The organism is Acidovorax sp. FG48 (assembly GCF_057809085.1).
The window spans coordinates 118,600-135,572 of the sequence record NZ_JBMDJH010000006.1 but is presented as its reverse complement, the minus strand read 5'-3'; the positions used below and the strand labels follow the sequence as shown (position 1 = coordinate 135,572).

15 protein-coding genes and 3 tRNA genes are annotated in these 16,973 nt (G+C 63.8%); 3 read left to right on the top strand and 15 right to left on the bottom strand.

All coding sequences use genetic code 11. The features are described 5' to 3' along the window. Positions 1-98: 98 nt before the first annotated feature. The 12 genes from ACODSU_RS11070 to ACODSU_RS11015 all read right to left on the bottom strand — a co-directional run bounded on the left by ACODSU_RS11070 (position 99) and on the right by ACODSU_RS11015 (position 11,427). Positions 99-302, bottom strand: coding sequence for a hypothetical protein (locus ACODSU_RS11070; protein WP_291447646.1), 204 nt, complete (start codon positions 300-302; stop codon positions 99-101). A gap of 185 nt (positions 303-487) precedes the next feature. Then, positions 488-563, bottom strand: a tRNA-His gene (locus ACODSU_RS11065). 49 nt (positions 564-612) lie between these two features. Further along, positions 613-2,541, bottom strand: coding sequence for a SurA N-terminal domain-containing protein (locus ACODSU_RS11060; RefSeq protein WP_060985364.1), 1,929 nt, complete (start codon positions 2,539-2,541; stop codon positions 613-615). 60 nt (positions 2,542-2,601) lie between these two features. After that, positions 2,602-2,677 (bottom strand) — tRNA-Val (locus tag ACODSU_RS11055). Positions 2,678-2,692: 15 nt separating this feature from the next. Beyond that, positions 2,693-2,965: an HU family DNA-binding protein gene (locus ACODSU_RS11050; protein ID WP_008906675.1), complete on the bottom strand. Its 273-nt coding sequence runs from the start codon at positions 2,963-2,965 to the stop codon at positions 2,693-2,695. 301 nt (positions 2,966-3,266) lie between these two features. Further along, the gene (locus ACODSU_RS11045; RefSeq protein WP_488842333.1) at positions 3,267-4,361 is read right to left on the bottom strand and encodes a tartrate dehydrogenase; all 1,095 of its coding nucleotides are present in this window, start codon (positions 4,359-4,361) and stop codon (positions 3,267-3,269) included. Positions 4,362-4,431: 70 nt separating this feature from the next. Further along, entirely contained in the window at positions 4,432-4,998 is a 567-nt protein-coding gene (pgsA, locus tag ACODSU_RS11040) for a CDP-diacylglycerol--glycerol-3-phosphate 3-phosphatidyltransferase (protein ID WP_015014722.1), read from the bottom strand. Between the two features lie 43 nt (positions 4,999-5,041). Then, a complete protein-coding gene (gene uvrC / locus ACODSU_RS11035; RefSeq protein ID WP_488842330.1) occupies positions 5,042-7,045 on the bottom strand; it encodes an excinuclease ABC subunit UvrC in 2,004 nt (667 codons plus the stop codon). Positions 7,046-7,159: 114 nt separating this feature from the next. Beyond that, on the bottom strand, positions 7,160-8,140 hold the full coding sequence (locus ACODSU_RS11030) for a Bug family tripartite tricarboxylate transporter substrate binding protein (protein ID WP_488842328.1): 981 nt from the start codon (positions 8,138-8,140) through the stop codon (positions 7,160-7,162). A gap of 78 nt (positions 8,141-8,218) precedes the next feature. After that, the gene (locus ACODSU_RS11025; RefSeq protein WP_422847119.1) at positions 8,219-9,199 is read right to left on the bottom strand and encodes a Bug family tripartite tricarboxylate transporter substrate binding protein; all 981 of its coding nucleotides are present in this window, start codon (positions 9,197-9,199) and stop codon (positions 8,219-8,221) included. A 45-nt stretch (positions 9,200-9,244) separates the two neighbouring features. Continuing rightward, positions 9,245-10,225: a hydroxymethylglutaryl-CoA lyase gene (locus tag ACODSU_RS11020; RefSeq protein ID WP_488842326.1), complete on the bottom strand. Its 981-nt coding sequence runs from the start codon at positions 10,223-10,225 to the stop codon at positions 9,245-9,247. After that, positions 10,222-11,427 (bottom strand): CaiB/BaiF CoA transferase family protein, encoded by a 1,206-nt coding sequence (locus ACODSU_RS11015; protein ID WP_488842324.1) that lies wholly within the window; start codon positions 11,425-11,427, stop codon positions 10,222-10,224. Before ACODSU_RS11015 ends, ACODSU_RS11020 begins: the two co-directional genes overlap by 4 nt. Before the next feature lie 149 nt (positions 11,428-11,576). On the opposite strand from ACODSU_RS11015, the gene ACODSU_RS11010 reads away from it, so the two are divergent. From ACODSU_RS11010 to efp, 3 genes are all read left to right on the top strand, one after another. Then, entirely contained in the window at positions 11,577-12,479 is a 903-nt protein-coding gene (locus tag ACODSU_RS11010) for a LysR family transcriptional regulator (protein ID WP_488842321.1), read from the top strand. Then, positions 12,476-13,624 carry an elongation factor P maturation arginine rhamnosyltransferase EarP gene (earP, locus tag ACODSU_RS11005; RefSeq protein WP_488842319.1) on the top strand — a complete coding sequence of 383 codons (1,149 nt, stop codon included), beginning with the start codon at positions 12,476-12,478 and terminating at the stop codon, positions 13,622-13,624. The genes ACODSU_RS11010 and earP overlap by 4 nt, the downstream gene beginning before the upstream one ends. Before the next feature lie 140 nt (positions 13,625-13,764). After that, positions 13,765-14,319: an elongation factor P gene (gene efp, locus ACODSU_RS11000; protein WP_015014732.1), complete on the top strand. Its 555-nt coding sequence runs from the start codon at positions 13,765-13,767 to the stop codon at positions 14,317-14,319. Positions 14,320-14,452: 133 nt separating this feature from the next. Here the strand turns inward: efp and rimO are convergent, their stop codons facing one another. The 3 genes from rimO to ACODSU_RS10985 form a co-directional block, all read right to left on the bottom strand. Further along, positions 14,453-15,844 (bottom strand): 30S ribosomal protein S12 methylthiotransferase RimO, encoded by a 1,392-nt coding sequence (gene rimO / locus ACODSU_RS10995; protein WP_488842317.1) that lies wholly within the window; start codon positions 15,842-15,844, stop codon positions 14,453-14,455. A 149-nt stretch (positions 15,845-15,993) separates the two neighbouring features. After that, positions 15,994-16,554 (bottom strand): polyhydroxyalkanoate synthesis repressor PhaR, encoded by a 561-nt coding sequence (gene phaR / locus ACODSU_RS10990; RefSeq protein WP_015014734.1) that lies wholly within the window; start codon positions 16,552-16,554, stop codon positions 15,994-15,996. A gap of 280 nt (positions 16,555-16,834) precedes the next feature. Further along, positions 16,835-16,911 (bottom strand) — tRNA-Val (locus ACODSU_RS10985). Positions 16,912-16,973 lie beyond the last annotated feature (62 nt).

The window sequence follows — 16,973 nt, the reverse complement described above, 5'->3', positions numbered from 1 at the left end:
AATCAAGCCGTTCTGACGAGCGTGGAACGGCCGGGCAATGCCCGCGTCCGCTGGATGACGGATGCGGATCAAACACTTCGTCGCGCTCAGCCCCAACCCTAGCGATTGGGCTGCGGCACAGCAGCGTAATTCATGGCGATGGCCTGGACCACGGCGCCGATCAGAGCCGTATCGCCGGCGCTTTGCGGCAACACGTCGCGCACGATCTGGACTGCGTATTGAAGTTGCTCTTTGGCCAAGGCCGCAGACATGGCGTTGCCGCGTTTTTCACTGGGCGACGCGTCGCGAATCACAAGGCTCATCAGAAACTCCCGAAAGGTTAAGCACGCAGTATGCGCCGTGCGGGACTGTGGTGCGCTGAAGGCTGGGTTATTGATGGAGAAAACCTATTTAGTCCGCGAGGCTGCAAATAGATAAGCGCACGACAACAACCTGAGCCCCAAAGCAAAAAGCGCTGCAACATTTCTGTTGCAGCGCTTTGCTGTTTTGGGGTGGCTGATGGGGCTCGAACCCACGACAACAGGAATCACAATCCTGGACTCTACCAACTGAGCTACAGCCACCGTAGCTTTGTATTATAGCCCGGGATTTTGGCCCCGGACATCAAATCGCTTAATTTTCTGCAGTGACTGCCGTCACAGCCTCAGGGCGCGGCGCCTTGATCTGCACCTTGAAGCGCTGCTTGAGCAGTTCATAGTACGCCAAGCCCTCGGCCGTGGCCAACCACTGCACGTATTGTTGGCGCTCCTGCTGCGCACGCTGTGCATCCGGCGCCTGGCGCGGCACCACGCGGTTGACCTTGACCACGGCGTAACCGGCAGTCCCCAAATCCACGCCCGTCCAGCCGGGGAGTGTCTCGGCGGGGGCTCGCAGCGCGGCGTCGATGAGGGCGCGCGGCAGGTTCTGGGTTTGTTCACGAGAAACCTCGGTCGCTGCAGCCAGGCCAGTGGCAGAAGACGGGGCCGCCTTCCATGCGGCAAGCTTGGCCTCGCCTTCCTTGCGTGCGAGTTCGGCAGATTTCTCAGCCACATACAAGGTCCGTACACGGGCCTTCACTTCGTCATACGGCAGTGTCAGCGCAGGGGTGTACGCGGTCACACGGCCAGCAGCCATCTGGCTGGGGCCCACTTCCACCGCCTCGGTGTTGCGCTTGTTCTGCAGCGAGTCGGTGGCGAAAAGTGCTTCGAGGAACTTGGCATTGGCCAGCGGGCCCTTGGCACCTGCGGCAGGGGTCCGCGTCACGCCCTTGGCCGTCTGGATTTTGAGCTTGAGCTTGTCCGCCACGGGCTGGAGGCTGTCCGCCTGCTCATACACACCGTTGGTGAAGGCTTCTGCCACCTCGGCAAACTTGCGCTGCGCCTGCTGCTGTTTGAGCTCTGCCTCCATGGTGGGGCGCAGTTCTTCAAACGTGGGCTGACGAGGTGTCTTGATATCGGTGAGCTGGATGATGTGGTACCCAAACTCGGTCTCCACCAGGTCGCTGATTTCACCTTTCTTCAGCGCAAAAGCAGCCTCTTCGAAGGGTTTGACCATGGCACCCCGGGCAAAGAAATTCAGGTCGCCGCCCGCAGTGGCAGAGCCCTTGTCGTCAGAGGACTTCTTCGCAACTTCGGCAAAGGTGCCTGGCGCCTTGCGAACCTGGGCCAGCAACTCGGTAGCACGGGCCTTGGCCTTCTCGCGGTCTGCCGCGGATGCATCCTTGGGAGCATTCACCAGAATGTGGCTGGCTCGGCGCTCTTCCTTCGCCGTCATGCGAGCCACGTTCTCTTTGTAGTAGGTGCGCAGGTCGTCTTCGCCCAGGGTGATGGAAGCACGCACGCTGTCGAGATCGAGCACCACGTACTCGATGGCTGCCTGTTCCAGTTGCTGGAACTGGGCAGGATGGGCTTTGTAGTAAGCCTCCAGATCCGCATCCGTGGGGGTGACCTTGCTGGCGAAATCGGTGGCATTGAAGCGCGCAACCTGAATCTCGCGGCGCTCGTACAAAGCGTCGAGCGCGAGCTTGACCTGGGCATCGGTGCCAAAAGCAGTGCTCATCACCCCCCCCATCACCTGGTTCACCGAGATGTCGCGACGCACATTGGCTTCAAAACCTTCGGGTGTCAGGCCTTGCGCGGCCACCAGGGCGCGGTAGGCGTCGGCATCGAGCGTGCCGTCCGGGCGCTTGAGCCCTGCAATCGCAGGGATTTCCTGCAGGCTGCGGGCCAGACGGGCATCGCTGGTCACAAGGTGCATCTTTTGCGCCGCAGCTGCCAGCACGCGGTCACGCACCAGGCGCTCCAGCGTGGCATAGCGGGCACTGGGAGAGTCCAGCAACTTGGGATCGACCGAAGGAGACTGGGCACGGATGCGGTCGGTCTCCATGCGATGGGCATTGTCCCAGTCCGTCTGGTTGATGTTGTTGCCATCGACACGGGCCACTACGGGACTCTTTTCAGAGAAATAGTTGCGGTCGATGCCTACCAGCACAAACGAAGGAATGATCAGCAAGAACAAGAAGATCATCACGATCTTGGAGTGCTTGCGGATGGATTCAAACATGGTCGATCTTTCAGAAGACAAAAAACAAAAGGCGAACTTGCGTTCGCCTTTGTTCGGTGGTGGTGGGTCCTGACGGTCTCGAACCGCCGACCTACTCCGTGTAAAGGAGCCGCTCTACCAACTGAGCTAAGGACCCTACCTAAACTGATCCTCAGTTCAAGGCGTCTTTCAATGCCTTGCCAGGACGGAACTTTGGAACTTTAGCAGCTTTGATTTTAATCGTAGCGCCAGTGCGGGGATTGCGACCGGTGCGGGCAGCACGCTTGCCCACGGCGAAAGTACCGAAACCGACGAGCGACACGGTACCGCCCTTCTTGAGAGTCTTCTTGACGGCCTCGATCGTGGATTCCAGGGCACGCGCAGCAGCGGCCTTGGAGATGTCGGCGTTGGTAGCGATGTGCTCAATCAATTCGGTTTTGTTCACAAGAAGCCTCTCGGAAAAGAGTTAACGGAATGTCTCGCGGATATCTGGTCTTCACACGCTTGCAAGCACAGCCGGGGGCTGGTGGAGAACAAGCGGGGGAATGACTGGCATACACAGCAGTGGCTGCTGCATCAGATTAAAGCCATCGAGTTTCAGAGTGTCAATACAACACGCTGTTTTGCGTCAGCGATGTTTTGAATTCTAGTCGTATTTCACGCTGCGACAGGGCTTGGCGGGCGTTTTTGTCTCAAACACGCCGTATGGGCAGCATTCCGTATTGACACCCCGCAGCCAGCCGTACTCAACGGGCTGCGAGCGCCTGCGCGATGGCTTTGCCCACATCCTGCGTGCTGCCCGTGCCGCCCAGATCAGGGGTGCGAGGAGCACCACTACCGGGTTGCAAAACGGCCTCAATCGCGGCCCGCACAGCGTCGTGCGCAGCGCGGTACCCCAGGAAGTCCAACATCATGGCGCCGCACCAGATCTGCCCGATGGGGTTGGCGATGCCCTTGCCTGCGATGTCAGGCGCCGAGCCGTGCACGGGCTCGAACAGCGACGGCATGGTGCGTGTGGGGTTGAGGTTGGCGCTGGGCGCGATGCCGATGGTGCCTGTGCAGGCCGGTCCCAGGTCGGAAAGGATGTCGCCAAACAGGTTGCTGGCCACCACCACATCAAAGAAGTCGGGGCGCTGCACGAAGTGGGCCGTGAGGATGTCGATGTGGAACTTGTCCACCTTCACATCGGGATAGGCCTTGGCCATCTCGGCCACGCGCTCGTCCCAGTAGGGCATGGTGATGGCGATGCCGTTGGACTTGGTGGCGCTGGTCAGGTGCTTCTTGGGGCGCGACTGGGCCAGTTCAAACGCGAACTTGACCACGCGGTCCACGCCGTGGCGCGACATCACCGTCTCCTGCATCACGATCTCGCGCGGCGTGCCTTCGTACATGCGGCCGCCGATGCTGGAGTATTCGCCCTCGGTGTTCTCACGCACGATCAGCATGTCGATCTCGCCGGGCAGGCGCGGGCTGCCGTCGCGGCGCACCACGGGGGCGATCACGCCGGGCATGAGGCGCGCGGGGCGCAGGTTGATGTATTGGTCGAACTCGCGGCGGAATAGCAGCAGCGAACCCCAGAGCGAGACGTGGTCGGCGATCTTCTCGGGCCATCCCACGGCGCCGAAGTAGATGGCCTCGTGGCCGCCGATCTGGTCCTTCCAGTTGTCGGGCAGCATCTTGCCGTGCTTTTCGTAGTAGTCCCAGCTCGAAAAGTCGAAGTGGTCGAAGTGCAGATCGATGCCAAACTTGCGCGCTGCCTCGTCCAGCACACGCAGCCCCTCGGGCATGACCTCTTTGCCAATGCCATCACCGGCAATGACTGCAATGCGATGCTTCGCCATTCAGATGCTCCTGAAAATATAGCTGCCTGCGCTTATCTCACTAGCGCTTCAGACATCAAAGACTTGAAAATTATTTGACGCGCGCCCGGATCTCGGGCAACGCCTTCTGCAGGTAGTACACCATCGACCAGACGGTGAGCACCGCCGAGGCCCAGATAAGCCAGGTGCCCCACACGCCCGTGTCGATCACGCCGAACAGGCGCCCGTCGTACAGCAGGAAGGGAATGGCCAGCATCTGCACCGTGGTCTTCACCTTGCCGATCATGTGCACGGCCACACTCTTGCTCGCACCGATCTGCGCCATCCATTCGCGCAGGGCCGAGATCGCAATCTCACGGCCGATGATGATGAGCGCCACGAACACATCGGCACGCTGCAGATGCACCAGCACCAGCAGCGATGCGCACACCAAAAACTTGTCGGCCACCGGGTCCAGGAACGCGCCAAACGACGAGGTCTGGTTAAGCTTGCGAGCCAAGTAGCCGTCCAGCCAGTCCGTGGCGGCAAACACGATGAACATCACCGTGGCGATGAGATTGCGCGTGGCTGGCTCCAGCGGCGCGTAGAACACCCCCACGATCAAAGGTATCGCGACGATGCGCGTCCAGGTCATCAAGGTGGGGATAGTCCAGAACATGGCGGCGATTGTGTCACGGCGCAGCCGTGGAACGGTGCGGAGCCTATCTCAGGGCCTTGTAAATTTCTTCTGCCAACTCGCGTGAGATGCCATCGACGGTCGCCAGGTCCTCGACACTGGCGGCCGCCACGCCGCGCACCCCGCCAAACCGCTGCAGCAGCCGCGCGCGCTTCTTGGGGCCAACCCCCGCAATTTCTTCGAGCTGCCCGCCACCCACCCGCACCTTGGCGCGCGCCGCGCGCATGCCGGTAATGGCAAAGCGGTGCGCCTCATCGCGGATCTGCGCCACCAGCATCAGCGCGGCCGAGTCCTTGCCCAGGTACACCTTCTCGCGCCCATCGGCAAACACCAGCTCTTCCAGCCCCACCTTGCGGCCCTCGCCCTTCTCCACGCCCACGATACGGGTCAGATCCAGCCCCAGCGCGGTGAACACCTCGCGCGCCACGCCCACCTGGCCCTTGCCGCCGTCGATGAGCACCAGGTCGGGCAGGCGCGCAGCCCCTTTGCGGGTGGGCGCGCCAGCTTCCGCGTCGGGTGCGGTAAAGTCGATGCCCCGCTCCTCGCGCTGCGCCTCCACCACCTTGCTGTAGCGGCGTGTGAGCACCTGGCGCATGGCGGCGTAGTCATCGCCGCCGGTGATGCCCTCGATCTTGTAGCGGCGGTATTCGCTGCTCTGCATCTTGTGGTGGTGGAACACCACACACGACGCCTGCGTGGATTCGCCCGCCGTGTGCGAGATGTCGAAACACTCGATGGTGAGCTGGTCCAAATCTTCGGGCGGCAAATCCAGCGCCTCGGCCAGCGCCCGCGTGCGGGCCTGCTGCGAGCCCTCCTCGGCCAGCAGACGGGCCAGTTGCAGATCGGCGTTTTTCTGCGCCATGTCCAGCCATGCGCGGCGCTGTTCGCGCGGCTGGTGGATAGCGTTCACGCGCAAGCCACTTTGTTCGGTCAGCGCGTCCAGCAAGGCCTTGTCCACCGGCACACTGGTCACCAGCAGCGGTGGCACGGGCACACCGATGTAGTGCTGGGCAATGAAGGCCTCCAGCACCAGGGCCTCCACAGGGCGAACCGGGCGAGACGGGGTGGCCACGGTTTCATCCGCGCCCTCCCCGCCTTCTTCTTCAAACACCGCCGCAGCGTCCTCGACGTGCACCGGAAAGTACGGCCTATCCCCCAGGTGGCGGCCACCGCGCACCATGGCCAGGTTGACGCAGGCGCGGCCGCCTTGCACACGCACAGCCAGGATGTCCACATCCTTGTCATCCACCGTCTCGATGGACTGCTGGTGCAGCACGCGCGACAGCGCCTGGATCTGGTTGCGCACCTCGGCCGCCTGCTCGAATTCGAGCTTGTCGGAGTGCGCCATCATGCGCACCTCCAGCGCCTGCAGCAGCTCCTGCGTTTCACCACGCAGCAGTGCCTCGGCATGCTGCACATCAGCCGCATAGGCCTCGGGCGAAATCAGGTCCACGCAGGGCCCAGTGCATCGCTTGATCTGGTACAGCAGACAGGGCCGCGTGCGGTTGGCAAACACGGTGTCTTCGCAGGTGCGCAGCCGGAAGACCTTTTGCAGCAGCTGGATGGTTTCCTTGACGGCCCAGGCGCTGGGGTACGGGCCGAAGTAGCGGTGCTTTTTATCGACCGCGCCCCGGTAGTACGCCATGCGCGGAAACACCTGCCCCGGCGCATCGCCCCGTGTGTGCGCGCCCGGCGTGCCGGTGATCTTGAGATAGGGGTAGCTCTTGTCGTCGCGGAACAGGATGTTGAACTTGGGGTTCAACGTCTTAATGAGGTTGTTTTCCAGCAGCAACGCCTCGGCCTCGGAGCGCACCACGGTGGTCTCCATGCGCGCGATCTTGCTGACCATGTGGCCGATGCGGGTGCCGCCATGGTTCTTCTGGAAATAGCTGGACACCCGGCGCTTGAGGTTGAGCGCCTTGCCCACATACAGCAGCGCATCCTGCGCGTCGAAATAGCGGTACACGCCCGGCAGCGCGGGCAGCGCAGCCACCTGCGCGAGGAGTTCTTCGGAATGCACATCAGACATGGCGCGTATTGTGGCCTCGGGCGCCGCCTGCCCCATTCACTATCAAAAAAATAGCTGCCAGCGCATATTCAACTAGCGCTTGCAGCCATTTTGATCAAAAACGCTGCCCCTCGGTCACTCCGCCTCGATCTTCGAGGTCTTCACCACCTGTGCCCAGTTGGCCAGATCGGCCTTCACCTTGTCGCCCAGCTGCGTCGGGGTCTGGTAGTCGGCCGTGGCGCCCTGCTCTTGCGCCTTTTGCTGGAAGGCTGGGTTCTGCACCACGGTGCGGATATCGGCCGTGAGCTTGTCCACCACGGCCTTGGGCACGGCGGCCGGGGCAAACACCGCAAACCACGAGGTGGCATCGACCTTGGGGTAGCCCGCCTCGGCCGTGGTGGGCACATCGGGCAGGCTGGGCAGGCGCTGCTTGCCCGTCACGGCCAGCACGCGCAGCTTGCCGCTGGCGATGTGGGGCATGAACGGCGGTGCAGTGCCAAAGGTCAGGTCTACCTGGCCGCCCAGCAGGTCCTGCAGCGCGGGGCCCGTGCCTTTGTAGGGCACGTGGACCATCTTGATGCCGCCCTGCTGCTCCAGCATCGCACCCGTGACGTGCTGCAGCGAGCCGTTGCCCGACGAGGCGTAGTTGAGCTTGCCGGGGTTGGCCTTGGCGTAGGCGATCAGCTCGGGCAGCGTCTTCACTGGCAGGTCGGCCCGCACCACAATGATCTGCGGGGCGGAGATGACGTTGGCCACGGGCTGGAAGTCGCTCTGCTCCCACTGCTTTTGCTTGGTGATGTGGGGCGAGATGACGTGGTAGCCCGAGTACTGCATGAGCAGCGTGTACCCATCGGCCTCAGCCCGCTTGACGGCGCTGGCCGCAATGTTGCCGTTGCCCCCGCCCTTGTTGTCTGCGATGACCGACTGGCCCAGCACCGGCGCCAGGGCCTGCGCCAGCATGCGGGCCGACAGGTCGGTGGTGCCGCCTGCGGCGGTGGGCACCACCAGGGTCACGTTCTTGGAGGGGTAGGCGCCCTGCGCCGCTGCGTGGCCGATAAAGCCCGTGGCCAGCGCGGCGAGGGCCAGGGTGGTGAACTGCTTGCGGGTGGTTGTCATGAAAGCGATGTCTCCGTTGTCGTTGTTGTCAAAAATCTGAAAAGCGAGGAACCGTTGGGTGCAAAGAAAGAAGCGCGGTCAATCGACCGTGGCGCCCGTTTCCTTGACCACGCGGCTCCACTTGGGCAGGTCGGACTGCACCAGCGCCGCCAGTTGCGCCGCCGTGCCCTTGAAGGGCTCACAACCCACGGTGGCCAGTTTCTCGACCACATCCTTGTGCTCCAGCGCGCGGGCCACCTCGGCCTGCAGTTGCGCGACGATGGGCGCGGGTGTGCCGGCCGGGGCAAACAGCGCATACCAGGGCGCCTGGCCAAAGCCCTTGATCGTCTCGCCAATGGTGGGAGCGTCGGGCAGCGCCGCCACGCGCTTTTCATTGACCACGCCCAACACCTTGAGCTTGCCCGCCTTGATGAACGCGATGGCCGACGGCAGGCTTTGCACCGACAGCGGCACCTGCCCGCCCACCACGTCGGTGGCGGCAGCGGCGGAGCCCTTGTAGGGGATGTGCTGCAACTGGATGCCTGCGGCCTTTTGCAGCATTTCGCCAATCAGATGGTTCAGCGTGCCGTTGCCCGCCGAGGCAATCGAATACTTGCCGGGGTTGGCCTTGGCCAAGGCCACCATCTCGGCCACGGTGTTGGCGGGGAACGAAGGGTGCGCCACCAGCACATAGCCCGCTGTCGCCACGGGTGCCACGGGGGCAAAGTCCTTCACGGGATCGAAGCCGGGGTTCTTGTACAGCGCAGGGCCGATCACATGGGCGCTATCGGCCGTGAGCAGCAGCGTGTAGCCGTCGTTGCGCGCCCGGGCCGTGGCGCCCGTGGCCAGCGTGCCGCCCGCACCAGGGCGGTTCTCCACGATCACGCTCTGGCCCAGTTGCTCACCCAGCTTTTGCGCCACCACGCGCGCAATGGCGTCGTTGGCACCGCCTGCGGCCTGGGGCACGACCACGGTGATGGGCTTGGAGGGGTACTTGTCCTGCGCGCCCGCCGCGAAGGCGGCAGAGCACAACACGGCAGCCGTGAAGAGGCGGCGGGACAGTGGGGCGGGGAAGCTCATGGTTTTTGTCTCCTGTGGTGATGGGGAATGCAGGCGTGCCTGCGTTCAGCGGGACAGCGCTCTTTCGCGGATGGCATCGAAATCGGCAGGCACCGGGTGCAGCGTCAACCGGGGGCCCGCCTTGGCGATCTGGCTCGGAATGTCGTGGCCGATGAGCGCAGGCAACTGCTGCGCGGCGGCCACCAGTCGGGCCAGGTCCAAGCCCGTTTCATAACCCATCAGCGCCAGCGCATGCACGATCTCTTCGCTGCACACATTGCCGCTGGCGCCCGGCGCGTAGGGGCAACCGCCCAGGCCGCCCAAGGACGCATCAAACCGGTCAGCACCCGCGTCGATGGCCGCCAGCACATTGGCCAGCCCCATGCCGCGCGTGTTGTGGAAATGCAGGGTGAACTCCACCCCCGGCCAGCGCGCGCGGGCTGCCGCCGTGAGCTGGTGCACCTGCGTGGGGTAGGCCATGCCGGTGGTGTCGCACAGCGTGATGCCGCGCACGCCCAGGTCCACAAAACGCTGCACCCAGCCAAACACATTGGCCTGGGCCACATCGCCTTCCATGGGGCAGCCGAACACACATGACAGCGACACATTCACCGCCACGTTGGCGCCCTGCGCCAGGGCCACCACCTGCGCCAGCGCCGCGAACGACTGTTCCTGCGTCATGCGCAGGTTGGCGAGGTTGTGGGTGGCGCTGACGGACATGACCAGATTCAGTTCGTCCGTGCGCGACTCGATGGCGCGCTCTGCCCCGCGCAGGTTGGGCACCAGCGCGGTGTAGACCGTGCCCGGGCGGCGCGTGATCTCGCGCATCACGACTTCGGCGTCGCGCAGCGCGGGGATGGCGGTGGGCGATGTGAACGATGTCACCTCGATCTTGGACAGGCCTGCGGCCGACAGCGCATTGCACAGCGCGATCTTGTCTTCGGTGGGAACGAAGGTCTTCTCCATCTGCAGGCCATCGCGCAGCCCCACTTCCTGCATGTGGATGCGGCGGCCTGCGCCTTGCCAAACGGTGCTGGGCGCGTTCATTGCACCACTCCTTTGCTGCGCAGCAACGCAATCTGCTCGGCATTGAGCCCCATTTCTGCCAGCACCGTATCGGTGTCATCGCCCAGGTGCGGCGCGCTGCTGCGGATGGTGCCCGGCGTCGCCGAGAGCTTGGGCACGATACCCGGCACCTCCACGCTGTAGCCGTCGCGCGTCTGCTGGGTCAACAACATATCGCGGGCGCGGTAGTGGGGGTCTTCGGCAATGTCCTTGGCGGTGTAGACCTTGCCAGCGGGCACGCGCGCAGCGCCCAGCGCGTCCAGCAGCTGCTGCACAGTGCGCTGCGCGCTCCAGGCGCCAATCGCCGCGTCGATCTCTTCCACACGTGCCACGCGGCCGGTGTTGTTCGCCAGGTCCGGCGCGGCGCCCAGGTCAGGTCTGCCAATCGCGTCCATCAGGCGCTTGAAAATGCTGTCGCCATTGCCCGCCACCAGCACCCAGCCGTCGGTGCAGGGGTAGGCGTTGCTGGGGGCAATGCCTGGCAGCGCACTGCCCGCCGCCTCGCGCACCACACCAAAGGCGCTGTATTCGGGGATCAGGCTTTCCATCACGTTGAACACCGCCTCGTGCAGCGCCACGTCAATCACTTGGCCTTGGCCACCGTTGACCTTGCGGTGGTACAGCGCCGTGAGCACGCCGATGGTGCCGTGCAGCGCTGCCAGCGTGTCGCCAATGGACACCCCCACCCGCACCGGCACGCGGCCGGGCTCACCCGTCAGGTGGCGCAGGCCGCCCATGGCTTCACCAATCGCGCCAAAGCCTGGCAGGTCGCGGTACGGCCCGGTCTGGCCGTAGCCGGAGATGCGCAGCATCACCAGGCCGGGGTTGAGTTGGTGCAACTCCTCGGGCGACATGCCCCAGCCCTCCAGCGTGCCGGGGCGGAAGTTCTCGACCAGCACATCGGCCTCGGCAATCAGTTGGCGGGCGATGTCCTGGCCTTCCTTCTGGCGCAGATCCAGCGCCACCGAACGCTTATTGCGCGACTGCACCTGCCACCAGACGGAGGTGCCTTCCTTGATCAAACGCCAGTTGCGCAGCGGGTCGCCAGTCTCGGGCGCTTCGATCTTGATCACGTCGGCGCCAAACTCGCCCAGCGTCTTGCCGCAGAACGGCCCGGCAATGAGCTGGCCCATTTCGATAACACGCACGCCTTGCAGTGCGGCGGGGGAAGCAATGGAATCCATGGGTGGGGTTGTCTCCTGAGGCCAGCCCCACGCTGGGGCGGCTCGGGGCGAATGATGCGCAGGGCGCGCGGGGCCGTAAATCGCTCAAGCAACAAGATGCCATCGCAAACCGGCATGGCAGCGGCTGCGCTTGTTACCATCAGGCCCCCATGAAACTCGACCCCGTCTCCCTGCGCCTGTTTGTGGCCGTGATGGAAGAAAGCACCATCGCCGCCGCTGCTGCGCGCGAGCACATCGCCGCATCGGCTGTGAGCCGCCGCCTGGCCGACCTGGAAGACGCGCTGCGTGTGGCGCTGTTCACCCGCAGCAACAAGGGCACCGAGCCCACGGCTGCCGCTTATGCGCTGCTGAATCTGGCGCGTGGTGTGCTCAACGACCTGGACGGCATTGCCAGCCAGATGCGCGACTACGGAGCGGGCGTGCGCGGCCATGTGCGGGTGGTGGCCAACATCTCGGCCATTACCCAGTTTTTGCCCGCGCAGCTGCAGAGCTTCATGGCGCTACACCCGCAGGTGGACGTGCGGCTGCAGGAGCAAATCAGCACGGCCATCGCCCAGTCCGTGGCCGAGAACGCGGCTGACGTGGGCATCCTCAACCAGGGCCAATACGGCGACCGCGTAGTGCAGCTGCCCTACCGCACCGACGAGCTGGTGCTGGTGGTGCCCACGGGCCATGCGCTGACCCGCCGCAAGTCGGCCCGCCTGGCCGACGCCCTGCCCTACGACTTTGTGGGCGCGCACCCGGGCAGCGCCATCAACAACCAGCTGACCCGCGCGGCCTCGGAAGCCGGCTTGCCGCTGCGCCTGCGCATGCAGGTCACCAGCTATGACGCGCTGTGCCTGATGGTGGCCGCCGGCCTGGGCGTGGGTGTGATGCCGCGTGGCAGCGCCGCGCTGTACAAGGGCTCGCAGCCCATCCGCGTGGTCACGCTGAGCGAGCCCTGGGCGCACCGGCAGCTGGTGCTGTGCGTGCGCTCGGAAGAATCCCTCTCCAGCGTGGCGCGGCTGCTGGTGGACCACCTGCGCGCGCAACCACCGAATTCCGCCCCATGACCACGCCCCGCCCTCTCCCTGCCCTGCAATGGGACGTGTTCTGCCGCGTGATCGACAACTTTGGCGACATTGGCGTGTGCTGGCGCCTGGTGGCGCAGTTGGCGGGCCTGGGGCACCGCGTGCGCCTGTGGGTGGACGATGCCTCGGCGCTGGAATGGATGGCCCCTGCAGGAAGCCCTGGCGTGGAAGTACGCCCATGGGGCGCGCCGCCGCCGGGCCCGCACGAGCCCCCCCCCGATGTGATGGTGGAGGCGTTCGGCTGCGATATCGCTCCTGAATTCATAGCATATAGCGCAAGTTCTACTAGCGCTTCTAGGCAAAAACGTCCCAAACCGGTCTGGATCAACCTGGAATACTTGTCTGCCGAGGCTTACGTGGAGCGCACCCACCGCCTGCCTTCGCCCATCCTGTCGGGCCCGGCGTCGGGGTGGACGCGCTGGTTTTTCTATCCCGGCTTTACCGCCGGCACCGGCGGCCTGCTGCGCGAGCACCATCTGATGGAGCAGCGCGAGGCGTTTGACCGCAGCGCCTGGCGTGCAGAGCACCGGGCTCTGTTCGGGGCGGGGGACGAAGCGCCGGGCACGCGCTGGGTGTCGCTGTTCTGTTACGAGCCTCCCGCGCTGGCCGACCTGCTGCAGCAATGCGCGCAGCGGCCCACCCAGCTATTGGTCACGCCCGGCCGCCCGGCCGCCGCAGTGCGGGCTGCCTTGGCCGAACCCGTGAACAGCGCAACGGCACCACGCCAACATGAAAAGCGGGGGCAACTTTCCTTGTCTTACCTGCCCCACCGGCCTCAGCCAGAGTTTGACGAGATGCTGTGGGCCTGCGACTTCAACGCAGTGCGGGGCGAGGACTCCCTGGTGCGCGCGCTGTGGGCGGGCCAGGCCTTTGTGTGGCACATCTATCCGCAGCACGACAACGCCCACCACGACAAGCTCTGGGCGTTTCTGGACTGGCTGCAGGCACCAGAGTCGCTGCGGCGATTCCATGCCACCTGGAACGGGCTGGACGCTGCGCCCCTGCAATGGCCCGATGACGACACCCTGGCCGAGTGGGCCGCCTGCACCCGCGCAGCCCGTGCGCGCCTGCTGACGCAGGACAACCTTGTAGCGCAACTTTTGGGCTTTGTCGCCGAAAAACGGTAAAATCCGAGGCTTTGCGCAAATCAGGCGCGGCATGTCAGTGCCCACGCCCTGCGCACTTTCGCCGCAGAACATGCACCGGCGCGCAAACCAGGCGGTTTGCCAGCCCGCGCGTTGAGCGGCCCCAACCCAAGCAACTTGCTATGAAAATCGCTCAAGAAATCCGCGCCGGCAACGTCATCATGCACGGCAAGGACCCCATGGTGGTCCTGAAGACCGAATACGCCCGCGGCGGCCGCGGTGCAGCCACCGTGCGCATGAAGCTCAAGAGCCTGATCGGCAACTTCGGCACCGAAGTCGTGTTCAAGGCCGACGACAAGATCGACAACGTGATCTTGGACAAGAAGGAGTGCACCTACTCCTACTTCGCCGACCCCATGTACGTGTGCATGGACACCGAGTACAACCAGTACGAAGTGGAAGCCGAAAACATGGGCGACTCGCTGAACTACCTGGAAGACGGCATGGCGCTGGAAGTGGTGTTCTACGACGGCAAGGCCATCTCCGTGGAACTGCCCACCAGCATCGAACGTGAAATCACCTGGACGGAACCTGCCGTCAAGGGCGACACGTCCGGCAAGGTGCTCAAGCCCGCCAAGATCGCTACCGGCTTCGAAGTGGCCGTGCCCCTGTTCGTGAACCAGGGCGACAAGATCGAAATCGACACGCGTACCGGCGAATACCGCAAGCGCGTCTGAGGCTCCTTCTGCCCCAGCCACAAAAAAGGCTTCCTTCAGGAAGCCTTTTTTATGGGTGATTTTTGGGGTCTGGCGCCTGACGTTCAAGCGCCTTAAGCTATCAAAAAAGTAGCATTCAGCCCCTGCAGCACCGTCACACCGGCACGGCGACCAAGTCGTGCCCTTGCGTGCCCACGACGCGCACCTTGGTGAACTCGCCCACCTTGAGCTGCTTGCTGATCTTTTCGGGCGGCAGCAGGTGCACCACGCCATCGATCTCGGGCGCATCGGCATAGCTGCGGCCCCGGCCGCCCTTCTTGCCCATAGCAGGCGCATGGTCCACAAGCACCTGCATGGTCGCGCCCACGCGGCGCTGCAGCTTGGCAATCGAGACTTCCTCGGCCACCGCCATGAAGCGGGCGCGGCGCTCTTCGCGCACTTCCATGGGCAGCATGCCCGGCAGCTCATTGGCAGCGGCGCCGTTCACGTCGCTGTAGGCAAAGCAGCCGGCACGGTCGATCTGCGCCTCACGCACAAAGTCGAGCAGGTGCTGGAACTCTTCCTCAGTCTCACCCGGAAAGCCTGCAATGAAGGTGCTGCGGATGACCAGCTCGGGGCAGGCCTCGCGCCAGCGCAAGATGCGCTCCAAGTTGCGTTCGCCGCTGGCGGGCCGCTTCATGCGCTTGAGCACATCGGGGTGGCTGTGCTGGAAAGGCACGTCCAGGTACGGCAGCACCTTGCCCGTGGCCATGAGCGGGATCACTTCGTCCACGCTGGGATAGGGGTACACATAATGCAGGCGCACCCAGGCGCCATAGGGTTCGGCAATCTCGCCCAGCGTCTGCACCAGCTCCAGCATGCGGGTCTTGACGGGCTTGCCCTCCCAGAAGCCCGTGCGGTACTTCACGTCCACGCCGTAGGCCGAGGTGTCCTGGCTGATGACCAGCAGCTCCTTCACGCCGCCCTCGAACAAGGCCTTGCCCTCGCTGAGCACGTCGCCAACCGGGCGCGATACCAAGTCGCCTCGCATCGACGGGATGATGCAGAAGGTGCAGCGGTGGTTGCAGCCCTCGCTGATTTTGAGGTAGGCGTAGTGCTTGGGTGTGAGCTTGATGCCCGCCACACCAAAGCCGCCGGGCACCAGGTCCACGAACGGATCGTGCGGCTTGGGCAGGTTCAGGTGGACGGCGTCCATCACTTCTTGCGTCGCATGCGGGCCCGTCACGGCCAGCACACTGGGGTGCATCTGCCGCACCATGTTGCCGCCATCCTCGCCAGCGCGCGCGCCCAGGCAGCCCGTCACGATGACCTTGCCGTTCTCGGCCAGGGCTTCGCCAATGGTGTCCAGGCTTTCTTTCACGGCATCGTCAATGAAACCGCAGGTGTTGACGATGACCAGGTCCGCGCCCTGGAAAGTCTTGGAAGTTTCGTAACCCTCGGCGCTCAATTGCGTGAGGATCAGTTCGGAATCAGTCAAAGCCTTGGGGCAGCCCAGGCTGACGAATCCGACTTTGGGTGTTTTGGTGGGGGCAATTGCTTCGCTCATATCCCCGTATTGTCCCAGTTCCCGCGCAAGGCCGGTAAGGTGACCCATTCAGTTCCCTGCTGACCACCGTAGGAGCGTGGGCCGGACACCCGTCAAATCGCGGCGGCGACCCCGGAAAGATTGCCCCTGCGGGTCGGCGGCTCAGAGGGTCAGCGCTTGATGCCAAATGCTCCCAGCATCTGCTCCGTCTGCTTTTGCATCTGCTCCTGCATCTGGGCCAGCATGGTCTGCGATTGCTCGACGTAGTTGCCCATCATGCCTTTGAGCATGGGCGACTGCAGGCTCATGAATTGCGACCACATCTCGGGCGTCACGCTTTGCGACTGCTCAGCTAGCTTGGCCTGCACGTCGGTGAAGGCCTGGACGTTCTTCTCCAGATACGCGCCCATGAACCCCTGCATGGCATGGCCGTAAAAGCGGATGATGTTGGCCAGAACCGCCTCGGTGAACATCGGGGCGCCGCCCGCCTCCTCTTCCAGAATGATCTGCAGCAGGATGCTGCGCGTGAGGTCTTCGCCCGTCTTGGCGTCGCGCACCACCACGTTCTGGTGGTCCATCACCAGCTGGCGCACCTCGGCCAGCGTGATGTAGGTGGAGGTGTCTGTGTCGTACAGACGGCGGTTGGGGTACTTTTTGATGACACGCTGGGTCGATTTGGACGCAGCGCTTTTCGGTTCGGACACAACGAACTCCTCGGGCTCAAAACCCATGTATTGCAGTGCAGCACATTCTAGGGAGACTGCTGCGCGGCAACGGCAAAGGAATACCCTGATGATGTCGGGCACCAATGTGTCGCGTGGGCGACTGATGCGCGAGGCGCCGTATGACGTGCAGCCTTTTGCGCTCCGTGCCCCAACAAAAGCCCAGGGCGCAAGAAGCTAGAAGCAGAAACGAAAAAGCCACCTTGCGGTGGCTTGCTGCGTGAACACCGGCTGCGGTGCTGTGCCAAGTTTTTGTCAGACTGAAAGCTGGTCTCTTTCAGAAAAAACTTGGTAGGCGCGATTGGACTCGAACCAACGACCCCCACCATGTCAAGGTGGTGCTCTAACCAGCTGAGCTACGCGCCTGTCGTTATCAAGACCACAATTATAGCCATAAAAACAGCCTTTCGGGCTCGACGCGCTACAAA

What these genes read in the sequence shown, in the direction of transcription:
- ACODSU_RS11030 (WP_488842328.1), bottom strand. Translation starts at nt 8,140, where the DNA reads ATGACAACCACCCGCAAGCAGTTCACCACCCTGGCCCTCGCCGCGCTG.
- ACODSU_RS11070 (WP_291447646.1), bottom strand. Translation starts at nt 302, where the DNA reads ATGAGCCTTGTGATTCGCGACGCGTCGCCCAGTGAAAAACGCGGCAAC.
- efp (WP_015014732.1), top strand. Translation starts at nt 13,765, where the DNA reads ATGAAAATCGCTCAAGAAATCCGCGCCGGCAACGTCATCATGCACGGC.
- pgsA (WP_015014722.1), bottom strand. Translation starts at nt 4,998, where the DNA reads ATGTTCTGGACTATCCCCACCTTGATGACCTGGACGCGCATCGTCGCG.
- ACODSU_RS11025 (WP_422847119.1), bottom strand. Translation starts at nt 9,199, where the DNA reads ATGAGCTTCCCCGCCCCACTGTCCCGCCGCCTCTTCACGGCTGCCGTG.
- ACODSU_RS11045 (WP_488842333.1), bottom strand. Translation starts at nt 4,361, where the DNA reads ATGGCGAAGCATCGCATTGCAGTCATTGCCGGTGATGGCATTGGCAAA.
- rimO (WP_488842317.1), bottom strand. Translation starts at nt 15,844, where the DNA reads ATGAGCGAAGCAATTGCCCCCACCAAAACACCCAAAGTCGGATTCGTC.
- ACODSU_RS11020 (WP_488842326.1), bottom strand. Translation starts at nt 10,225, where the DNA reads ATGAACGCGCCCAGCACCGTTTGGCAAGGCGCAGGCCGCCGCATCCAC.
- earP (WP_488842319.1), top strand. Translation starts at nt 12,476, where the DNA reads ATGACCACGCCCCGCCCTCTCCCTGCCCTGCAATGGGACGTGTTCTGC.
- ACODSU_RS11010 (WP_488842321.1), top strand. Translation starts at nt 11,577, where the DNA reads ATGAAACTCGACCCCGTCTCCCTGCGCCTGTTTGTGGCCGTGATGGAA.
- phaR (WP_015014734.1), bottom strand. Translation starts at nt 16,554, where the DNA reads ATGGGTTTTGAGCCCGAGGAGTTCGTTGTGTCCGAACCGAAAAGCGCT.
- ACODSU_RS11015 (WP_488842324.1), bottom strand. Translation starts at nt 11,427, where the DNA reads ATGGATTCCATTGCTTCCCCCGCCGCACTGCAAGGCGTGCGTGTTATC.
- uvrC (WP_488842330.1), bottom strand. Translation starts at nt 7,045, where the DNA reads ATGTCTGATGTGCATTCCGAAGAACTCCTCGCGCAGGTGGCTGCGCTG.
- ACODSU_RS11060 (WP_060985364.1), bottom strand. Translation starts at nt 2,541, where the DNA reads ATGTTTGAATCCATCCGCAAGCACTCCAAGATCGTGATGATCTTCTTG.